Source organism: Paraburkholderia sp. A3BS-1L (assembly GCF_051125215.1).
In the GTDB taxonomy this organism is placed as follows: domain Bacteria; phylum Pseudomonadota; class Gammaproteobacteria; order Burkholderiales; family Burkholderiaceae; genus Paraburkholderia.
The window spans coordinates 399,320-419,548 of record NZ_CP120442.1 but is presented as its reverse complement, the minus strand read 5'-3'; the positions used below and the strand labels follow the sequence as shown (position 1 = coordinate 419,548).

14 protein-coding genes are annotated in these 20,229 nt (G+C 64.7%); 3 read left to right on the top strand and 11 right to left on the bottom strand.

The features are described 5' to 3' along the window. Positions 1-53: 53 nt before the first annotated feature. Together P5W99_RS01905 and P5W99_RS01900 are read right to left on the bottom strand one after the other, a co-directional pair. Positions 54-773, bottom strand: a complete 720-nt coding sequence (locus P5W99_RS01905; protein WP_434661610.1) for an amidohydrolase family protein — start codon at positions 771-773, stop codon at positions 54-56. Continuing rightward, a complete protein-coding gene (locus P5W99_RS01900; protein WP_421022950.1) occupies positions 718-1,215 on the bottom strand; it encodes an amidohydrolase family protein in 498 nt (165 codons plus the stop codon). The genes P5W99_RS01905 and P5W99_RS01900 overlap by 56 nt, the downstream gene beginning before the upstream one ends. Positions 1,216-1,422: 207 nt before the next feature. On the opposite strand from P5W99_RS01900, the gene P5W99_RS01895 reads away from it, so the two are divergent. Further along, on the top strand, positions 1,423-2,280 hold the full coding sequence (locus P5W99_RS01895) for a LysR family transcriptional regulator (RefSeq protein ID WP_434661609.1): 858 nt from the start codon (positions 1,423-1,425) through the stop codon (positions 2,278-2,280). Positions 2,281-2,374: 94 nt separating this feature from the next. Here P5W99_RS01895 and P5W99_RS01890 read toward each other — a convergent pair whose 3' ends face one another. Next, positions 2,375-2,908 carry a single-stranded DNA-binding protein gene (locus P5W99_RS01890; RefSeq protein WP_421022948.1) on the bottom strand — a complete coding sequence of 178 codons (534 nt, stop codon included), beginning with the start codon at positions 2,906-2,908 and terminating at the stop codon, positions 2,375-2,377. A 162-nt stretch (positions 2,909-3,070) separates the two neighbouring features. Beyond that, on the bottom strand, positions 3,071-4,273 hold the full coding sequence (locus P5W99_RS01885) for an MFS transporter (protein WP_421022947.1): 1,203 nt from the start codon (positions 4,271-4,273) through the stop codon (positions 3,071-3,073). 349 nt (positions 4,274-4,622) lie between these two features. Here P5W99_RS01885 and uvrA point away from each other — a divergent pair, with 349 nt between their 5' ends. After that, entirely contained in the window at positions 4,623-7,514 is a 2,892-nt protein-coding gene (gene uvrA, locus P5W99_RS01880; protein ID WP_421022946.1) for an excinuclease ABC subunit UvrA, read from the top strand. Between the two features lie 106 nt (positions 7,515-7,620). Continuing rightward, positions 7,621-8,706: an AI-2E family transporter gene (locus P5W99_RS01875; protein ID WP_421022945.1), complete on the top strand. Its 1,086-nt coding sequence runs from the start codon at positions 7,621-7,623 to the stop codon at positions 8,704-8,706. A gap of 34 nt (positions 8,707-8,740) precedes the next feature. Here P5W99_RS01875 and P5W99_RS01870 read toward each other — a convergent pair whose 3' ends face one another. The 7 genes from P5W99_RS01870 to P5W99_RS01840 form a co-directional block, all read right to left on the bottom strand. Further along, positions 8,741-9,427 (bottom strand): response regulator, encoded by a 687-nt coding sequence (locus tag P5W99_RS01870; RefSeq protein WP_421022944.1) that lies wholly within the window; start codon positions 9,425-9,427, stop codon positions 8,741-8,743. Between the two features lie 84 nt (positions 9,428-9,511). After that, positions 9,512-11,542: a type IV pili methyl-accepting chemotaxis transducer N-terminal domain-containing protein gene (locus P5W99_RS01865; protein ID WP_421073469.1), complete on the bottom strand. Its 2,031-nt coding sequence runs from the start codon at positions 11,540-11,542 to the stop codon at positions 9,512-9,514. Between the two features lie 318 nt (positions 11,543-11,860). After that, positions 11,861-12,544 (bottom strand): respiratory nitrate reductase subunit gamma, encoded by a 684-nt coding sequence (gene narI / locus P5W99_RS01860; RefSeq protein ID WP_421022942.1) that lies wholly within the window; start codon positions 12,542-12,544, stop codon positions 11,861-11,863. Beyond that, a complete protein-coding gene (gene narJ / locus P5W99_RS01855) occupies positions 12,541-13,242 on the bottom strand; it encodes a nitrate reductase molybdenum cofactor assembly chaperone (protein ID WP_434661608.1) in 702 nt (233 codons plus the stop codon). Before narJ ends, narI begins: the two co-directional genes overlap by 4 nt. Positions 13,243-13,255: 13 nt before the next feature. Next, positions 13,256-14,809, bottom strand: a complete 1,554-nt coding sequence (narH, locus tag P5W99_RS01850; RefSeq protein ID WP_434661607.1) for a nitrate reductase subunit beta — start codon at positions 14,807-14,809, stop codon at positions 13,256-13,258. Then, positions 14,806-18,537, bottom strand: a complete 3,732-nt coding sequence (locus tag P5W99_RS01845; protein WP_421022939.1) for a nitrate reductase subunit alpha — start codon at positions 18,535-18,537, stop codon at positions 14,806-14,808. The genes narH and P5W99_RS01845 overlap by 4 nt, the downstream gene beginning before the upstream one ends. Positions 18,538-18,777: 240 nt before the next feature. Then, the gene (locus tag P5W99_RS01840) at positions 18,778-20,172 is read right to left on the bottom strand and encodes a NarK family nitrate/nitrite MFS transporter (RefSeq protein WP_421022938.1); all 1,395 of its coding nucleotides are present in this window, start codon (positions 20,170-20,172) and stop codon (positions 18,778-18,780) included. Positions 20,173-20,229 lie beyond the last annotated feature (57 nt).

Here is a 20,229-nt window from a genome sequence, read left to right as displayed (position 1 = left end):
CCTTTTCTTGTGGGTGACGGCGCTGGTGCGATGTCGATGGGATGTATCGACTGTCAGATCGCGATGAAGGGCCTTGTAAGATGCAAATTTGAAGCATCTTTTAAATGGTCACTCCGGCGAGAAAGTTCTGCCGTGATGTAGATCAAAAAAACAGGTCTGTCATAGAACCATCTGGGTGTGCAAAAACGCCGCAGTTGCTGTGCGCAGCTGGGCACGATCTCCCCCACCTGGCCCGCAAGCCCCATGATCCCGGCGTTGACGGCGGTGGCGCTCCTGAGAATCTGCGCTGGTGACATGACGCGTTCGCGCAAGGTCAGCTCTTCGAGTTGATCGACCATCATGTCGCCCAGCAGGTCGGTCCCAAGACCGATTTTGACGCCGGCGTCCTGGGCGATTTTCAGCGCATGGAGGCCCTGATCCGTCACGATGGCCGTCTTGTGCAGCATGGCGTCGGACCAGCCCAGCGCCTTGCCGCGACGCGTGATGGCCGCATACGTGGAAAGCGTGAGCACGCGACAAGCGTCATGATCCACCATCATGCGCGCCGTGTTCTCGTCGATCAGATTGCCGTGCTCGATCGAGCGCACCCCGCACTGCACCGCGCGCTGAATCGCCTCGGGCGAATAGGCATGCGCCATGACATAAGTCTTCGCGGCCCGCGCCTCCTCGACGATCGCCCGCATCTCCTCGATGGAGAACTGCGTGCCATCGAGCGGATCATTCGGCGCGGAAGCGCCCCCCGCCAGCCATGACCTTGATATGGTGCGCGCCATTGCGAATTTCCTCGCGCACGGCGCGCCGCACGGCGGGAACGCCATCGGCGACATGGCCCAGCAGGCCGAGCGCGCCGCAGCACACGCAACGCATTCCCTGGAAAAACTCCGGACGCGGGTCGCCATGGCCGCCGGTCTGCGAAATGGCGCGGCCCGCAATGTACAGGCGCGGCCCGGCGAAATGACCGTTTTCGACGGCGCGCACGAGGCCGCTGTCGGCGCCGCCCGCATCGCGCACGGTCGTGAAGCCACGCGAAAGCATCGCATCGAGCACGTCCTTCGTTTGGGCCGTGATCAATGATTGTGGAATCAACGTGAGCTGAAAGAAGTCGGACACGGTCGCAGTAACGTGGACATGCGCGTCGACGACCGTCGCATGGGGCTTGAGCGTGGCCTCTGCACTGTCGAACAACCGTGCATTGCGGAAAACGATGCGTGACATGGCGTGATGGACTCCAAAGCTCGACACAGGACTTTCAGGCTAATTCCCGGCCGGGCGCGCCTCAATAACATCGTCCGCGCGGTCTCGTTGCGTTGAAGACAACAGCCTCGGAGGTATGCAATGAAATCCTGCTCTGGCCAGCCGAATATGGATGGCATCACGATTGGCCGACTTCGCTACCTTCACGAGGTCGTGAATCGCGCGGGTGTGCGCAAAGCCGCCGACCATCTCGGTGTCGCGCCGTCGTCAGTCAGCCGGCAACTGGCGCAACTCGAACACTCGGCACGCATGCCCCTGCTGGAGCCTGACCGGCGCGTCATCAAACCCACCGAAGCCGGCAAGCTTCTGCTCGACTACTACACCGGCTACATCGCACGGAGAGAAACCCTGGCCGCCCGCCTGGCCGGCTTGCAAGCCGGCGACGACGGCCATGTCGAGATCGGCCTGGTACAGGGGCTCGCTGGCGGCCTCATGCGCGACGCGCTCTATCGTCTGCATGAGCGGCACCCCGCGCTTACCGTATCGCTGCGGCTGGGCGGCATGGACGACATCGTGCAATGGCTCGAACAGGACGCCATTCATCTGGGCATTACCTACGGGCCGCCGCTCGATACGCGTCTGGCGCAAGTGAAAAAGGCCATCAGCGTGACCCGGCCGATGTGCGCCGTCGTTCCACCGGGCCATACGCTGGCCAGCCTGCGGGAAGTCTGCGTCGACGCGCTGCTGCCGTATGCTTTTGCGTTGGCTGGGTCCGCTTATGGCACGCGAAAAATCATGCAGCAAATCGAGCGGGAAGAAGCCTGCACGTTCCAGTTGCTGCTCGAGACCAATCATCTGATCGGGTTACAGAACTTTGTTGTCGCCAGTCTCGGCGTAACCGTGCTACCCGCTTTTGCGGTGCAAAACGAACTGGATCAGGGCAAGCTCGCGGCTCTGCCTGTCGCACACGCGCTAGCGCGACGCGCGCAGATGCAGTTGCTCGTGCGGCCCGGGCGGGCGTTGCCCGAGAGCGCGCAAGCGTTGCAGCGGCTGTTGACACGGCAGTTGCGGGGGCGGCAGGCATAGGCAGCAACGCCGGCCCCCGCCTGCACGCACACCGCAAATAAAAACCCCCGCACGAAGGCGGGGGTTGATCTTTACAGCGTCGGGCTATCGGACCTTAGAACGGAATATCGTCGTCCATCTCGTCGAAGCCGCCGCCAGCGGGCGCGCTCGAACGGCCGCCGCCGCCAGCGCCACCGCCGCTCGCGCGCGGCGCGCCACCACCCGCTGCGCGGCCACCGCCGCGCGGAGCCGACTGCTCGCGGCTATAGCCGCCGTCGTCGCCCATGTCGCCGCCCGACGAGCCGCCGCCGCTGCTGCGGCCGCCCAGCATCTGCATCTGGTCAGCGACGATTTCCGTCGAATAGCGGTCGGTGCCGTCCTGCGCTTGCCACTTGCGCGTGCGAATACGGCCTTCGATATACACCGACGAACCCTTCTTCAGGTATTCGGAAACGATCTCGGCCAGACGGCCGAAGAACGCCACGCGGTGCCATTCGGTCATTTCCTTGAACTCGCCGGACGCTTTGTCCTTGTAGCGGTCGGTGGTCGCGAGGCGGATGTTCGCCACAGCGTCGCCGCTGGGCAGATAGCGCACTTCCGGTTCGGCGCCGAGGTTGCCGACGAGGATCACCTTGTTCACGGATGCCATGAGTTTCTCCTGTTGATTCCGTTGCGAGGAGCGGCCACGCGTTTTCGCGCATCGGCTTGAGATTGCGATGCACCGCGCGCGGACCGCCTTTCGCGAAAATTGTTGCTGCCAACGCCGGGTTCGCTTCAAAGCATAGGCGGGCACGACCGTGGCCCCGGCCCATCAGGCGCGCTTGGTCGGCGCCTTCAGCGGCACTTTCATATAGGCCGCGATTATAAGCCAGCAGAACACGAGCCCCGAGCACGTGTAGAACACCGCGCTCGCGCTGCCGTGCTTGAGCAGCCAGCCGCCCACCACGCCGCCGAGCGCGAGCCCGATCGACTGGGTGGTGTTATAGACGCCCGTGGCCGCGCCCTTGCGGTTGCCCGGTGCGAGCTTGGACACCAGCGAGGGCTGCGAGGCTTCGAGAATATTGAACCCGAGAAAGTACACGAACAGCACGGTCGCCACGATTGCTATGGTATGCGCAAGCGAGCCGAGCAGAAGCTGGCCGATCAGGATAAGCCCAATGGCCGAGCACAGCACAGCCTTCATCTTGCCCCGCTTTTCCGCGGCGATGATGGCGGGCACCATCAGGACGAACGAGACGCCCATCACCGGCAGATAAATCTTCCAGTGTGACGCCACAGGCAGGCCCGCGTCCACGAGCAGGCGCGGCACGACGAGAAAAAGCGCGGTCTGCGTGGCATGCAGCACGAGCACGCCGAAGTTCAGGCGCAGCAGTTCCACGTTGTGCAGGACTTCGGCGAACGGCGCGCGCACATGCACGGGTTTGGGCGCATCGGGCACGATCCACAGCACGACGCCCACGGCGAGAATCGAGAACACGCCCACGAGGGCGAACAGGCCGCTCATGCCGACCCAGTGGAACACGATGGGCGCGCCCACGATCGCCACCGCGAAGGACATGCCGATCGAGCCGCCCACCATCGCCATGGCCTTGGTGCGGTGCTCCTCGGAAGTGAGGTCGGCGATGAACGCGAGCACCGCCGAGGAAATCGCCCCCATGCCCTGAATCACCCGCCCGACGATGATCCACGTGATGTCGTGCGCGAAAGCCGCCACGAAGCTGCCGAGGGCAAAAATCACGAGGCCGATGACGATCACCGGCTTACGGCCCATCTTGTCCGAAAGCCAGCCATAAAAGATATACAGGAGCGATTGCGTGACACCGTAGGCCCCGAGCGCAATGCCGACGAGCAGCACGTTGTCGCCGCCGGGAATGGTTTTCGCGTAGACCGAAAACACCGGCATGATCATGAAGAGGCCGAGCATGCGCAACGCGAAGATCGCGGCGAGCGACACGGTCGCGCGCATTTCCGGCGCGCTCATGCGTGAAGAAGTAGCGGGTGAATTGGAGGACATCGGAGCGTTTTCTGATTGGGCCGCCGCTGCGCGCGCGTTTTCTGGCCTTGGGGCAGGCGAAGCGGGCATCGGGCGAGCTTCGCGGCGTTGTCATTGCGGCGGTGGCGGCCTTGCAGGGACGACAGCGATGCGGGCAGCCCCCATGTCGGCCAGAATTCGCGCTTCTGCGCTTACGCTGGCCCCACGCCTGAAACGATCCCCGGCTGCTTCCTGTCGATCTTCTTTCGCGCCCCATGCGCAGCCTTGCTATGGCCATCCGGGACCTTTCAAAGACCTTCAGCAAGCCGTAACGGCGGTCTGGAAAAGTCGTTATAGTAGCAGGTTTAGCCTCCCTTTCTCCCGCAGGTTCATGGAACACATCCGTATCCGTGGGGCCCGAACCCACAACCTGAAGAACGTCAATCTGGACCTGCCGCGCCACAAGCTCGTGGTGATCACCGGGCTTTCGGGCTCGGGCAAGTCGTCGCTGGCGTTCGACACGCTTTACGCGGAAGGCCAGCGGCGCTACGTAGAAAGCCTTTCGGCCTACGCGCGCCAGTTCCTGCAACTGATGGAGAAGCCCGACGTCGACCTGATCGAGGGCCTGTCGCCGGCGATTTCCATCGAGCAGAAGGCCACCTCGCACAACCCGCGCTCGACGGTGGGCACGGTCACCGAGATTCACGACTACCTGCGCCTGCTCTACGCGCGCGTGGGCACGCCCTACTGCCCCGACCACGAGATTCCGCTTGAGGCGCAAAGCGTCTCGCAGATGGTGGACGCCGCGCTCGCGCTGCCCGAAGAGACCAAGCTGATGATCCTCGCGCCCGTGGTCGCCGACCGCAAGGGCGAGCACGCCGAGCTCTTCGACGACATGCAGGCGCAGGGCTTCGTGCGCTTTCGCGTGCGCTCGGGCGGCGGCACCGCCAATGAGGGCGAGGCGAAGATCTATGAAGTCGAGTCGCTGCCCAAGCTCAAGAAGAGCGAGCGCCACACCATCGACGTGGTGGTCGACCGCCTGAAGGTGCGCCCCGACATGAAGCAGCGTCTGGCGGAGTCGTTCGAAACGGCGCTGCGCCTCGCCGACGGCCGCGCCATCGCGCTCGAAATGGACACTCACCGCGAGCACCTGTTCAGCTCGAAGTTCGCCTGTCCGATCTGCTCGTATTCGCTGCCGGAACTGGAGCCGCGCCTCTTCTCGTTCAACAACCCGATGGGCGCTTGCCCCGAATGCGACGGCCTCGGCCAGATCACGTTCTTCGATCCGAAGCGCGTGGTCGCGCATCCGTCGCTCTCGCTCGCCGCGGGCGCGGTGAAGGGCTGGGACCGGCGCAACCAGTTCTACTTCCAGATGCTGCAAAGCCTCGCGGTGTTCTACGATTTCGACATCGACGCCGCGTTCGAGGACCTGCCCGAAAAGGTGCGCAAGGTCCTGCTCTACGGCTCGGGCAAGCAGGAAATCCCGTTCTCATACATCAACGAGCGCGGCCGCACCTCGGTGCGCGAGCATGTATTCGAAGGGATCATCCCGAACCTGGAGCGCCGCTACCGCGAGACCGATTCGTCCGCGGTGCGCGAGGAACTGGCGAAATACCAGAACAACCAGGCCTGCCCGCACTGCGAAGGCACGCGCCTGCGCCGCGAGGCGCGTTTCGTGCGGATCGGTTCGAATGAGGACGCGCGCGCGATCTACGAGGTGAGCGGCTGGCCGCTGCGCGACACGCTCGGCTACTTCCAGACGCTGCGCCTCGAAGGCGCCAAGCGCGAGATCGCGGACAAAGTCGTCAAGGAGATCGTCGCGCGCCTGATGTTCCTGAATAACGTGGGCCTCGACTATCTCTCGCTCGAGCGCAGCGCGGAAACGCTCTCGGGCGGCGAGGCGCAGCGCATCCGCCTCGCCTCGCAGATCGGCTCGGGCCTCACCGGCGTGATGTACGTGCTCGACGAGCCGTCCATCGGACTGCATCAGCGCGACAACGACCGTCTCATCTCCACGCTCAAGCATCTGCGCGACCTGGGCAATTCGGTGATCGTCGTCGAGCACGACGAGGACATGATCCGCATGGCCGACTATGTCGTGGACATGGGCCCGGGCGCCGGCGAGCACGGCGGCATGGTGATCGCCGAAGGCACGCCGAAGGAGGTGGAGAACGACCCGGCCTCGATGACCGGCCAGTACCTCTCGGGCGCGCGCCGCATCGATTATCCGGACGAACGCATCGAACCCGGCGAGCGGCGCCTGCGCATCGTCGAAGCCTACGGCAACAACCTCAAGCGCGTGACGCTCGACCTGCCGGTGGGCCTGCTCACCTGCGTGACGGGCGTCTCGGGCTCGGGCAAGTCCACGCTGATCAACGACACGCTCTATCACGCGGTGTCGCAGCATTTGTACGGGTCGTCGGCGCAGCCCGCGCCGTTCGAGGCCATCGAGGGGCTCGAGCATTTCGACAAGGTCATCAACGTCGACCAGTCGCCGATCGGCCGCACGCCGCGCTCGAATCCGGCCACCTACACGGGACTTTTCACGCCCATCCGCGAGTTGTTCGCGGGCGTGCCGGCGGCCAAGGAACGCGGCTACGAATCAGGCCGCTTCTCGTTCAACGTGAAGGGCGGCCGCTGCGAAAGCTGCCAGGGCGACGGCGTGCTGAAGGTGGAAATGCACTTCCTGCCCGATGTCTACGTGCCCTGCGACGTCTGCCACGGCAAGCGCTACAACCGCGAGACGCTGGAGATCCAGTACAAGGGCCGGAACATCAGCGAAGTGCTCGACATGACGGTCGAGGCGGCCTATGAGTTCTTCAAGGCCGTGCCGGTCGTGGCGCGCAAGCTCAAGACGCTGCTCGACGTGGGCCTTGGCTATATCCGTCTCGGCCAGTCGGCCACCACGCTGTCGGGCGGCGAGGCGCAGCGCGTGAAGCTGTCGCTGGAGCTCTCGAAGCGCGATACGGGCCGCACGCTGTATATACTCGACGAGCCGACCACGGGCCTGCATTTCCACGACATCGCACTACTGCTGGAAGTGATCCACCGGCTTCGCGACCAGGGCAATACAGTGGTGATCATCGAGCATAATCTCGATGTCATCAAAACCGCCGACTGGATCGTGGACATGGGCCCCGAAGGCGGTGCGGGCGGCGGCCAGATCGTGGCCCAGGGCACGCCCGAGCAGGTCGCGAAGGCCAAGGCGAGCTTCACGGGCCGCTATCTCGCGCCGCTGCTCAAGCGCCAGGTGGCCGCGCTTGACGCGGCTTCGGGGAAATAGGCCATCGAAATGGTTGCGGCGGCCATGGCCGCGGCAACCCCGGCTGTAGCAACAACAGAGCGGGGGCGCTGGCGTCCCCGCGGTCTGAAGACGGAATACACCCAACATGGTCAAGCGCAACGAAGCGACCGACGATAAACAGGTGCGCGACCTGCGGCCAAGACCGGTCAGGCTCACGAGCGACATGAGCCTGCCGAAACTCTCGGCGGTGGAAATTGGCAGCTATGTGGCCGCGCTCGCCGGATTGTGGGCGGTGCTGCACCTGAACCTGCTTGGCGCGCTGCTCGCGGGGATGCTCGTCTTTCAGCTCGTGCACACCATCGCGCCGCTGATCGAGCGGCGCATGTCGAGCCAGCGCGCGCGCTGGCTCTCGGTCGTGCTGGTTTCCATTGTGATCGTGGGCGTGCTCACGGGCCTCACCGTGGGCGTCATCGAACAGTTTGAAAACGACGTGCCGAGCGTCCAGAAAGTGATGGCGCAGATGATGACGTTCGTCGACCAGGCGCGCGCGCGGATTCCCGACGCCATCGCGGCCTATCTGCCCGTGGACGTCGCCCAGATGAAGCTCAAGGCCATCGCGCTCATGCACGAGCACGCCACCCAGCTCGGCCAGGGCGGCAAGAACGCCGCGCGCATCTTCGGGCATATCGTGATCGGCATGATCATCGGCGCGATTGTCGCCATCGGCACGCAGAAGAACGCCACGCGGCTGCCGCTCTCGACCGCCTTCGTCACGCGCGTGTCGCGCTTTGCCGATGCGTTCCGCCGCATCGTGTTCGCCCAGGTGAAGATCTCGGCCATCAACACGGTGTTCACCGGGCTCTTCCTGCTGCTCGTGCTGCCGCTCTTTCACGCGCCGCTGCCGCTCGCGAAGATGCTCGTCGTGGTGACCTTCGTGGTCGGCTTGCTGCCTGTGATCGGCAACCTGATCTCGAATACGCTGATCGTCGCGATCGCGCTGACCGTGAGCCTGCCTGCGGCGGTCACGGCGCTCGCGTTCCTGATCGTGATTCACAAGCTCGAGTATTTCCTGAACGCGCGCATCGTGGGCGGCCAGATCGAGGCGCGCACGTGGGAGCTGCTGGTCGCGATGCTCGTGATGGAAGCCGCGTTCGGCATCCAGGGCGTGATTGCCGCGCCTATCTTCTACGCCTACATCAAGCGCGAGCTGATCTATTTGCGGCTCGTTTGAGCCTCTGGCGTCTGGCAAGGCGGCATGCGCCGCCTCATCCCTCGCGCGGCTCGCCCGCGCCGTCCGCCATGCCTTCGTGCCCCACCGCGTAGACGGCCACCTGCACACGGCTCGAGAGGTTCAGCTTGCGCAAGATGTTGCGCACGTGAATCTTCACCGTGCTTTCGGCCAGATCGAGCGTGCGCGCGATCTCCTTGTTGCTCGCCCCGCGCGCGAGCTCGCGCACGATGTCGCGCTCGCGCGCGGTGAGCGTCTCGCCGCTCGTGCGCGGCGCGCTGGGCGCGCTCGGCGCCGCCGCCGGCTTGCGCATCTGCTCGACCAGCTTCGCCGTCATGTGCTCGGTGATCACCGGCTGGCCGGCGGCCGCCTTGCGAATGGCCGCGACGAGCGCCTCCGCGTCGATGCTCTTGAGCAGGAAGCCGCTCGCGCCCGCGCGCATCGCCGCGGTGAGCTCGTCGGCTTCCTCGGAGACGGTCAGCATGACAACGGCGGCATCGGGCAGGTCCTGCACCAGCAATTGCAGCGTTTCGAGCCCCGAGAGGCCGGGCATGTTCAAATCGAGCAGGATCACGTCGGGCTCGTGCTGCTGTGCGCGCTTGAGGCCTTCGACGCCGTCCGAGGCTTCCCCCACCACTTCGAGGTCTGGCTGGCGTTGCAAGAGCGCGCTCACGCCCGAGCGAAAAAGCGTGTGGTCGTCGATGAGCAGAATGCGGATGGTCATGGCCTGAAATTCAGATTGTGGCGATTCGGTCTGTGGTGGCGCGAAGCCCGGCGCGTAGGGTAGATCACAAGCGAATAAAGCCGATCAAGCCGCCTTGCGGCTCGCGGCCGGCAGCACGAGCTCCACGCGCGAGCCGCGCCCCGGCGTGCTGTCGAGCGCAAGCGTTCCCGCAAGACGCTTGGCGCGCTCGCGCATGATATGGAAACCGACATGGGCCTCGCCGCGCGCGGCAATGTCGGCAGGATCGTAGCCTACGCCATCGTCTTCGATGGTGAGGCGGAAGTCGCGCCGGTTGACAACGCTCACATGCACGTGCTGCGCCTCGGCATGTTTGCGGATGTTAGAAAGCGCCTCCTGCAGCACGAACAGGACCTGGAGTTGCTGATCGGCCGGCAGCGGCGGGCCGCCCTCGTCGCGATAATCGAGTGTGAGCTCGGCATCCGACTGGCGCCGAAAGCGCGCCACCGTATCGTCCACCGCGGGCCGCAGCGCGCCCGACTCGAGCTTCGAGCGGAAGTTCAGCAGCAGCTCGCGCACGTCGTCGTAGCTCTCCTTCACGCCGCCCGCGAGCAGCGGCACGATCTCGCGCGCTTCGTCGAGATTGCCGTCGGCCACGGCGCCATCGAGCAGGTGCACCTGCATCTTCAGAAAGCTCAGCCCTTGCGCAATGCTATCGTGCAGCCCCTGGGCGACGAGGTTGCGCTCCTCCGAAACCGCGAGCTGGCGCGCGAGCGCCGCGAGGCGCCGGTTCTTCAGCGCGACGCCGAGATGTCGGCCGAGCGTTTGCAGCAACTGGACTTCCGAGGGCGGCATATCGCGCTCGCGCCGAAAGTGCAGCGAGAACGTGCCGAGCGGCTCGCTCTGCGAAACGATGCCGAACACCGCGACGCTCGCAAAACCCGCGCGCAGGCAATGCTGCGCGTGCTCGCGCTCGGCGTCGCTCATGGCGGGCATGCGCCCCTTGGCGCCCGCGCCCGCAACCAGGTTACGCAGATCGACCACCACCACCGGCTCTTCCGCCGATGCGGCACCGCATGCGCACTCTTGCGCGGGCATGCATTGTTCGGCGCGCACGAGTTCCTCGGGCAGGCCTTCGGCGACCAGTAGATGCAGATTGTCGTCCTCGGCCGAGGCGATACGCACCGTTCCGCCGTCGGCCTCGAACTCGCGCATGAGGCGCGTGAGGAAGTCGCGGCACAGCGGCTCGACCGGCCCCGGCGTATTGAGAAAAGCCGCCATTTCGTACAGGATGCGCAGCTCGCGGTTCTGCGCCTCCAGTTGCGCGGTCTTCACATCGACGCGCGCAGCGAGGTCCTGATACAGCGCTTGCAGCTCGGCGACCATCTGGTTGAAGCCCTGCGCGAGATGGCCGAATTCGTCGCGCGTATCGACGGGCAGGCGCGTATCGAACTCCTGCGCCTCGATGCGCGCGAGCCCGTCCTGCAGGCGCTGCACGGGCACCACGAACCACAGGTAAAGCAGATAGACGATCGCCACGGTGCCCACGCACGAGAGCGCGGCGAGCGCGATCTGCGAAGTGCGCAGCCACGCTGTCTTGCGCGCGTTCTCGCGCTCGATCAGCACGACGAGTTGATTGGCGTCATCGACGAAGCCGGGCAGCAGCGCGAGGTACGCCGACGGCGCACCCACGCCCGCAACACGGTCGCGCTGCGCGGCCGGCTCGAGCCGTTCGTGCCACGACGTGGCAACCCGGTCGAATTGCCGGCGAATCAGCACGTCGTCGGGCAGGAATAGCGGGCGAGCCGCATTGCCTTCGTGCAACTGGTGCAGGGTCTCGTTGAGCTGGCCAATCTGCCCGTCGAGCCGCGAAGGGCTGCCCTGACGGCTCTCCCACAATTCGATAGCCACCGCATTCGCGCGCATGCGCAGGCTGCCCGCGTCGTTGATCGCGGCGCCCGCGCCTTCGAGCTGCCACGAGAGCCAGAGCGTGCCGCCGATCATCGTGAGCACGATGGCGAGCACGACCGTGGAGAGCACGACGATGCGCGTGGACAGGCGCCGGCGGAAGGGCGCCAGCGAGCCGGCTGAAGTGGCGGCTCCGGCAGCCGCCAGGTGCGGCCCGGAGCAGGCGGCGGAATCGGGAGAACGGGTCATCGCCATAAAAGACACGGAGAACGAAGTGCGACGCGCGGGCGCTGGTATTCCTCATTATCGGTTGACGTATCGCAAACAGCACGACCAGCGGCCAGATTGGCCTTGAACTGCGACACTATGCGCCAGTTCGCCGCGGCGTGCCAGCCGGATGCCCGGCGAAGAAGCACAAAAAAAGGGAGCTCGCGTATCGCTCGCTCCCCGCAAAAGAACGGCCGATCCCCACGGCCGCCCAGAGGCAACTACAGCAACCTCAGCAACTTCAGCAACCTCGCAATGAAGACACGGAAGACGGGCCGGCGGCCCGCCTCAGGCGCGTGCCTAGCGGCTGCGCACGAGTTGCCATGCCCGCGACAGATAGGTGACCGAGGCCAGCCCGCTCCATACGTGCACGAGACGCGTGAACGGGAAGATCACGAACAGCGTCATGCCCATGAACAGATGCAGGCGGAACACGAGCGGCGCATCGAGCACGTAGCTTGCGGCGTCGCCGCGGAACGTCACGATGTGCTGCGCCCAGGTCATGAGACGCACCATCATGGCGCCATCCATATGGCTGGCCGACGCACCGATCGTCGTGAGCCCGAGCAGCAGCGTGACGAGGATCCACAACAGCAGCACCTTGTCGCCGAAACGTGTGACCGCCGAGATGCGAGCGTTCGTGAAGCGGCGGTGCAGCAAGATTGCGAGACCCGCGAGACACATGGTGCCCATCACGCCGCCAGCGATCATCGCCAGCAACTGCTTGGCCTGATGCGGCACGCCGAGCCAGTCCCAGACCGCCACAGGCGTGAGCAGGCCCACGAAGTGCCCGGCGAAGAGCCCGAGGATACCGATGTGGAAAAGGATATTGCCCAGACGCAGTTGCCCGCGATAGAGCAATTGCGAGCTGTCGGCCTTCCACGTGTACTGCTCGCGCTCGAAGCGCGCGAGCGAGCCGAACAGGAAGATCGATGCGGCGATATACGGATAGATGCCGAACAGAAACTGGTTGAACATGTTCATTGCATTTCCTTTGTGCGACCGGGCATGGCGGACGAAGCTGCATACGCCGCGCGCGGGTGGAACTGGACGATCTGCGGCGCGTTCGCGGCGCCCGCGCCGAACGGCTGCAGGAGGGGCTCGACGCCGTCGGCGCCCGTGCCGAAGCGCTCGAGCGCTTCGTCCATGTCGCGTATCGGCGCGCCGGTGATCGGCAGCGGCTCGACCACGCTCATCTCGCACAGCACGGTGAAGATGGCGGCGTAGGGGCTCTCGTCTCGCTCGAGCTGCTTGCCGAGCGCGGCGAGCACGTGAATCGCTTCGCCGAGCAGCGCGCTGGCTTCTTCGTCGCCGATCAGGCCGAGCACTTCGAGAAAGAGCGGCACGTAATCGGGCAACTCGCTCGCCGTGACATCGAGGCCGAAGCTGCGATATTCGTCGAGCAGATCGACCATCGCCTGGCCACGCGCGCGGCTTTCGCCGTGCACGTGCTCGAACAGATGAAGCGAGTGGCGCGGATTGCGGTCGAACGTCGCCACGTAGATTTCCTGCGACTCCGTGAGCGAGCGCTCGCGCAGCGCCGCGATGAGCGGCGCGAGTTCGCGCACGGCGAACGGCCCGTGCGGCAACGTGGCGAGCGCGCCCTCGATTTCGTCGAGCGCATCGAGCAGGGGCTGCTCGGGATAGTCGAGCAGCGCGGAGAGAACGGAATAGATCGACATGATGGTGCCCTCCTCAGCTTTCCGACGTCGCCTTGCGGCGTGACTTCGGCATATCGGCGAACACCACGCTGCCCTCGTGCTTCGCGCCGAAGAGCGAGCCATCCGAAATGCCGCCCGAGCACCCGTTGCCGAACGAGAAGCCGCAACTGCCCTTCTCATTGAACGAGTCTTCGACCATTTCCTTGTGCGACGACGGCACGACGAAGCGGTCCTCGTAGTTCGCGATCGCCATGGTGCGATACATGTCCTCGACCTGTTCGGCGGTGAGGCCCGCGCGCTTGAGCAGCGCGTTGTCGTTCACCCCGTCCACCGACTGCGTGCGCTTGTACGCGCGCATCGTCAGCATGCGGTTGAGCGCCGAAATCACGGGCTTCTCGTCGCCGGCGGTGAGCAGATTCGCGAGATAGCGCATGGGAATGCGCAGGCTCGCCACATCGGGAATCACGCCGTCCATGCCGATATGGCCCGCGTCCGCGGCCGACTGGATCGGCGAGAGCGGCGGCACGTACCAGACCATCGGCAGGGTGCGGTACTCGGGATGCAGCGGGAACGCGATCTTCCACTCGACTGCCATGCGGTACACGGGCGACTTCACAGCCGCATCGAGCCAGCTCTGTGGCACGCCCTGGCGCAGCGCCTCAGCGCGGATGGCCGGATCGTGCGGATCGAGGAACACATCGAGTTGCGACTGATACAGGTCCTGCGTCGATTCCACCGATGCCGCTTCGCCAATGCGATCCGCGTCGTAAAGCATCACGCCCAGATAGCGGATGCGGCCCACGCAGGTTTCCGAACACACCGTCGGCTGGCCCGCTTCGATGCGCGGATAGCAGAAGATGCACTTCTCGGCCTTGCCGCTCTTCCAGTTAAAGTACATCTTCTTGTACGGGCAGCCCGAAATGCACATGCGCCAGCCGCGGCACTTGTCCTGGTCGACGAGCACGATGCCGTCGTCCTCGCGCTTGTAGACCGAGCCCGAAGGGCACGACGCCACGCACGCCGGGTTCAGGCAGTGCTCGCACAGACGCGGCAGATACATCATGAAGGTGTTCTCGAAACTCGAGTACATCTCCTTCTGCACGTTCTCGAAGAGCTGGTCGCGGCTGCGCGATTCGAATTCGCCGCCGAGGTCGTCTTCCCAGTTAGGACCCCAATGGATCTTGTCCATCTTCTTGCCGGTGATCACCGAGACGGGGCGCGCGGTGGGCGGCGTCTCCGAGAGACCGGCCTTTTGCAGATGCTCGTAGTCGTAGGTGAACGGCTCGTAATAATCGTCGATGGCCGGCAGATTCGGGTTGGCGAAGAGATTGGCGAGCACCTTGAGCTTCGGCCCCTGGCGCGGCTCGAGCTTGCCGGAGGCATTGCGCATCCAGCCGCCCTTCCACTTCTCCTGGTTTTCCCATTCCTTCGGATAGCCGATGCCGGGCTTCGTCTCGACATTGTTGAACCACGCGTACTCGACGCCGTCGCGTGAAGTCCACACGTTCTTGCACGTGACGGAGCACGTATGGCAGCCGATGCACTTGTCCAGATTCAGGACCATCGCCACCTGAGCGCGGATTTTCATGATGCTGCTCCTTCCTTCATCGGGCCCTCGAGCCACTCGACCTTCTTCATCTTGCGAACGATCACGTACTCGTCGCGATTGCTGCCGACCGTGCCGTAGTAGTTGAAGCCGTAGGCCAACTGTGCGTAACCGCCGATCATGTGCGTGGGCTTGAGCACCGTGCGCGTGACCGAGTTGTGAATGCCGCCGCGCTTGCCGCTCGTTTCCGCGCCTGGCACGTTGATGATCTTTTCCTGGGCGTGATACATGAGGCACATGCCGCGCGGCACGCGCTGGCTCACCACGACGCGCGCGGTGAGTGTGCCGTTCACGTTGAACACTTCGACCCAGTCGTTATCGACGAGACCCGCTTCCTTCGCCTCGGCTTCCGAGACCCACACGTGCGGGCCGCCGCGCGAGAGCGTGAGCATGCGCAGGTTGTCGGTGTAGGTAGAGTGAATGCCCCATTTCTGGTGCGGCGTAATCCAGTTCAGCACCAGTTCGCTCTCGCCGTTGGGCTTCGCACCCAGCATCGGCGCAATCGTCTTGGTGTCGATGGCGGGCTTGTAGTTGCAGAAGCCCTCGCCGAAGTCGAGCATCCAGCGGTGATCCTGATAGAACTGCTGGCGACCCGTGAGCGTGCGCCATGGAATCAGCTCGTGCACATTCGTGTAGCCGGCGTTGTAGCTCACCTCCTCGGATTCGAGACCCGACCACGTGGGCGCGGAAATGATCTTGCGCGGCTGCGCCTGCACGTCGCGGAAGCGGATCTTGTCGTGCTCGCGGCCTTCGGCGAGGTGCGTGTGGTCGCGGCCCGTGATCTTCGAGAGCGCGTCCCACGCCTTCACCGCGACGTGGCCGTTGGTTTCGGGCGCGAAGGTAAGAATCATCTCCGCGGCGTCGATGGCCGTCTCGAGGCGCGGGCGCCCTGCCGTCACGCCTGAGCGCGCATCGCCATGGGTGCCCGTGAGGTGAGCGAGTTCGCCCACTTCATGCTGGGTGTTCCAGTTGATGCCCTTGCCGCCGTTGCCGAGCTTGTCGAGCAGCGGCCCGACCGAGGTGAACTTGTTGTAGATCTCGCGGTAGTCGCGCTCCACCACCGTCATCGACGGCGCGGTCTTGCCCGGAATCAGATCGCATTCGCCATGGCGCCAGTCCTTCGGCTCGAACGCCTGGCCGAGCTCGCCCGGCGTGTCGTGCATCAGCGGCGTGCAAACGAGGTCGGTACGCGTGCCGAGGTGCTCGCCGCCGATCTCCGAGAACTTCTTCGCGATCGCCTTATAGATCTCCCAGTCGGTCTTGCTTTCCCACAGCGGCTGCACGGCCTCGGAAAGCGGGTGGATGAACGGATGCATGTCGGACGTGTTGAGGTCGTCCTTCTCGTAGAACGTGGCCGTCGGCAGCACGATGTCGCCGTACAGGCACGTGGTGCTCATGCGGAAGTCGAGCACCGTGAGCAGATCGAGCTTGCCCTCGGCCGCCGCGCGCACCTTCACTTCGGACGGCTTGATCGCGTCGGCTTCGTCGCCGAACAGCGCGTTCTGCGTGCCGAGCAGGTACTTCAAAAAGTACTCGTGGCCCTTGCCCGAGCTGCCGAGAATATTCGAGCGCCACACGAACATGTTGCGCGGGAAATTCGCCGGATTGTCGGGATCGTCGCAGGCGAAGTTCAATTCGCCGGACTTCAGCTTATCGACCGTGTACTGCACCGGCGGCACGCCCGCGCGCTTCGCGGCGTCCATCACGTCGAGCGGGTTTGCGCCCAACTGCGGCGCGGAAGGCAGCCAGCCCATGCGCTCGGACTTCGCGTTGAGGTCGAGCATCGACAGGTTCTTGTAGCGCTTGCGATCGGCGCCCGGCCCGAGGATCTCGTCGAGCTCGACTTTCTCGTGGCGCCACTGGCTCGTGTGGTTGTAGAAGAACGACGTGCCGTTCATCTGGCGCGGCGGGCGCTGCCAGTCGAGCGCGAACGCGAGCGGCGCCCAGCCGAATTGAGGACGCAGCTTTTCCTGGCCCACGTAGTGCGCCCAGCCGCCGCCGCTCTGGCCGATACAGCCGCACATCATCAGCAGATTGATGATGCCGCGGTAAATCATGTCGTTGTGGTACCAGTGATTGAGGGCCGCGCCCACGATCACCATGCTCTTGCCATGCGTGCGATCGGCGTTGTCGGCGAATTCTCGCGCCACCTGGATCACGAGCTTGCGCGGCACCGTGGTGTGCTTCTCCTGCCATGCGGGCGTGCAAGGCACGTCGTCATCGTAAGAGGACGCCACGTTCGGGCCGCCGAGGCCCTGGTCGACGCCGTAGTTGGCCATCTGCAGGTCGTACACGGTCGCGACCAGTGCGCTCGTGCCGTCCGCGAGCGCCACGCGCTTCGCGGGCACGCGGCGCGCGAGCAGCGCACCGTGTTCGCCGCCGAAATACGGGAAGCTCACTTCAACCACTTCGTCATGCTGATCGATCAGCGAGAGGCGCGGATCGATCTCGCGGCCGCTGCCGCCATCCTTCATTTCGAGGTTCCAGCGGCCCACCTTCTTGCCGCCATCGTGATCGCCTTCGCCCCAGCGGAAGCCGATCGAGCCGTTCGGCGCGACGATATCGCCAGTGGCCGCGTCGATCGCGAGCGTCTTCCATTGCGGGTTGTTCGCTTCGTCGAGATTGCCGGCGAGCTGCGAGGCGCGCAGGAACTGGTCCGGTACGACCACGCCATCGCGCTCGGCGAGCGTGACGAGCAAGGGCATGTCGGTGTACTGCTTCACGTAATCGCGGAAGTAGGTGGACTTGGCCGAAGCGTGGAATTCCTTGAGCACCACGTGACCCATCGCGAGCGCGAGCGCCGCGTCGGTGCCCTGCTTCGGCGCGAGCCAGATGTCGCCGAACTTCACCATCTCGCCAAAGTCCGACGAGACCGCTACCGTCTTGGTGCCCTTGTAACGGACCTCGGTGTAGAAGTGGGCGTCGGGCGTGCGCGTCTGCGGAACGTTCGAGCCCCACACCATCAGATACGTGGAGTTGTACCAATCGGCCGATTCCGGCACGTCGGTCTGTTCGCCCCAAACCTGCGGCGAGGACGGCGGCAAATCGCAATACCAGTCGTAGAACGAAAGACATGCGCCGCCGATCAGGCTCAGGTAGCGCGCACCCGCCGCATACGAGACCATCGACATCGCGGGAATCGGCGAGAAGCCGATCACGCGGTCCGGGCCATATTCACCGACGGTATAGGCGTTGGCCGCCGCAATCATTTCGGTGGCCGTATTCCAGTCGGCGCGCACGAAGCCGCCCTGGCCGCGCGCACGCTTGTAGCGCGCCGCCTTCTCGGGATTTTCGACGATCGAGGCCCACGCCTTGACCGGGTCGAGCGTGCGGCGCGCATCGCGCCACATGTCCATCAAGCGGCCGCGGATCATCGGATACTTCACGCGCTGTGCCGAGTAGACGTACCAGCTATACGAGGCGCCACGCGGACACCCGCGCGGCTCATGATTGGGCAGGTCGGCGCGCGTGCGCGGGTAGTCGGTCTGCTGCGTTTCCCACGTGATCAGGCCGTTCTTCACGTAGACCTTCCACGAGCACGAGCCCGTGCAGTTCACGCCGTGGGTCGAACGCACGATCTTGTCGTGCTGCCAGCGGCTGCGATAGCCGTCTTCCCACTTGCGGTCTTCGTTCACCACCGCGCCATGACCATTGGAAAAGGTCGACTTCACACGCGACATGAACTTCAACCGGTCCAGAAAGTAACTCATACGATGCTCCGGGACTGCTGATGTTTTGTCTTCGACTGCGCCTGCCGTTTCGCGCCGCTTGCACGTCTTGCGCGTGCCGTTCGCGTGCAACCCGCGGGCCGTCGGTTTTCGAAAATCACTTTTTGAGTATGCCGGGCAGGCGTCGGCCTGCCCACTCATCAGGGGGAGAGTGCGCGTGGCGCATCGGGAGTAGGCCCCTCGCGCCCCACTACTCCTGAAGGACTAGTTCGGCCGGCGGCCTCAGCACGGCATCGAGGCGTTGCGGCGTGCGTAGAAGAACCACGTCACGAGCGCGCACACCACGTAGAAGCCGATGAAGCACACGAGCGCCATCACGGGAGAGCCGGTCATGTCGAGCGAGGTGCCGAAGCTCTTCGGGATGAAGAAGCCGCCGTATGCACCCATCGCGCCCGCAAAGCCCAGCACCGCCGCCGATTCCTTGCTCGCCTCGGCGAGCGCGCTGTGCTTTGCAGGAGCGCCCTTGCCCTCGGCCGCGCGCTGATGCTGCGTGAGGAAGATCACGGGAATCATGCGGAAGGTCGAGCCGTTGCCGATGCCGGTCAGCGCGAACAACACGACGAACATCGCGAGGAATCCGCCAAAGCTGCCTTGCGCGCCACCCAGCGCACCACCCGGAAGGAAGGCGATCACGCCCACCACTGCCGCGATCATCGTCACGAAGGTCCACAGCGTCACGCGCGCGCCGCCCATCTTGTCCGAGATCCAGCCGCCGACCGGACGCGTGAGGGCGCCTGCGAGCGGCCCGAGGAACGCCCATGCAGTCGGGTTGATCGCGGGGAATTCAGCCTTGGTCAAGAGCGCGAGACCCGCCGAGAAGCCAATGAACGAACCGAACGTGCCGACATAGAGGAAGCACATGATCCAGTTGTGCGCGCGGCGGAAGATCACGGCCTGCTCGCTGAACGAAGCCTTCGCATCGGCGATGTCGTTCATGCCGAACCATGCGGCGAGCGACGACACGATGATGAGCGGCACCCAGACGAAGCCCGCGTTCTGCAGCCAGATGCTGTGTTCGACGCCGTCCTTCACATACGTCTGGCCGTCGCCGAGCAGGCCCGCGAACACGGCCGTCGAGATCACGATGGGCGTGACGAACTGCACGACCGAGACCCCCAGATTGCCGATGCCCGCATTCAGGCCGGTGGCGAAACCCTTGCGCGCCTTCGGGAAGAAGAAGCTGATGTTCGCCATCGACGAGCTGAAGTTCGCGCCGCCGAAGCCGCACAGGAGCGCGAGCACGAGCAGCGTCGTATAGGACGTGGACGGGTCGCGCAGCGCGAAGCCCATGCCGATGGCCGGGATCAGCAGGCTCGCCGTGGAGATAGCGGTAAAGCGGCGGCCACCGAAGATCGGCACGAGGAACGAATAGAAGATGCGCAGCGTGGCGCCCGAGAGCGCCGGCAGCGCCGTGAGCCAGAACAGCTCGTTCTTGGTGAAGTGGAAACCGCCCTTGTCGAGATTGACGACCGTAACGCTCCACAGCGACCACACGACGAACGCCAGCATCAGCGCGGGAATCGAGATCCAGAGGTTACGGGTGGCGATCTGCTCGCCGGACGCTTCCCAGAACTTGGTGTTCTCGGGCTCCCACTTGGTCAGAAGATATTTGGACATGGTTGTGCTCGTACAGTGAGCGCCGCCCACGCGGCGCGTTAAATCATTCGTGCTGCC

Bases quoted from the DNA above. Each gene is read 5' to 3' on its own strand.
- P5W99_RS01865 (WP_421073469.1), bottom strand. From the start codon at position 11,542: ATGACCCGTTCTCCCGATTCCGCCGCCTGCTCCGGGCCGCACCTGGCG.
- P5W99_RS01900 (WP_421022950.1), bottom strand. From the start codon at position 1,215: ATGTCACGCATCGTTTTCCGCAATGCACGGTTGTTCGACAGTGCAGAG.
- P5W99_RS01840 (WP_421022938.1), bottom strand. From the start codon at position 20,172: ATGTCCAAATATCTTCTGACCAAGTGGGAGCCCGAGAACACCAAGTTC.
- P5W99_RS01890 (WP_421022948.1), bottom strand. From the start codon at position 2,908: ATGGCATCCGTGAACAAGGTGATCCTCGTCGGCAACCTCGGCGCCGAA.
- uvrA (WP_421022946.1), top strand. From the start codon at position 4,623: ATGGAACACATCCGTATCCGTGGGGCCCGAACCCACAACCTGAAGAAC.
- P5W99_RS01885 (WP_421022947.1), bottom strand. From the start codon at position 4,273: ATGTCCTCCAATTCACCCGCTACTTCTTCACGCATGAGCGCGCCGGAA.
- P5W99_RS01870 (WP_421022944.1), bottom strand. From the start codon at position 9,427: ATGACCATCCGCATTCTGCTCATCGACGACCACACGCTTTTTCGCTCG.
- narJ (WP_434661608.1), bottom strand. From the start codon at position 13,242: ATGTCGATCTATTCCGTTCTCTCCGCGCTGCTCGACTATCCCGAGCAG.
- P5W99_RS01845 (WP_421022939.1), bottom strand. From the start codon at position 18,537: ATGAGTTACTTTCTGGACCGGTTGAAGTTCATGTCGCGTGTGAAGTCG.
- P5W99_RS01905 (WP_434661610.1), bottom strand. From the start codon at position 773: ATGGCGCGCACCATATCAAGGTCATGGCTGGCGGGGGGCGCTTCCGCG.
- narI (WP_421022942.1), bottom strand. From the start codon at position 12,544: ATGAACATGTTCAACCAGTTTCTGTTCGGCATCTATCCGTATATCGCC.
- P5W99_RS01875 (WP_421022945.1), top strand. From the start codon at position 7,621: ATGGTCAAGCGCAACGAAGCGACCGACGATAAACAGGTGCGCGACCTG.
- narH (WP_434661607.1), bottom strand. From the start codon at position 14,809: ATGAAAATCCGCGCTCAGGTGGCGATGGTCCTGAATCTGGACAAGTGC.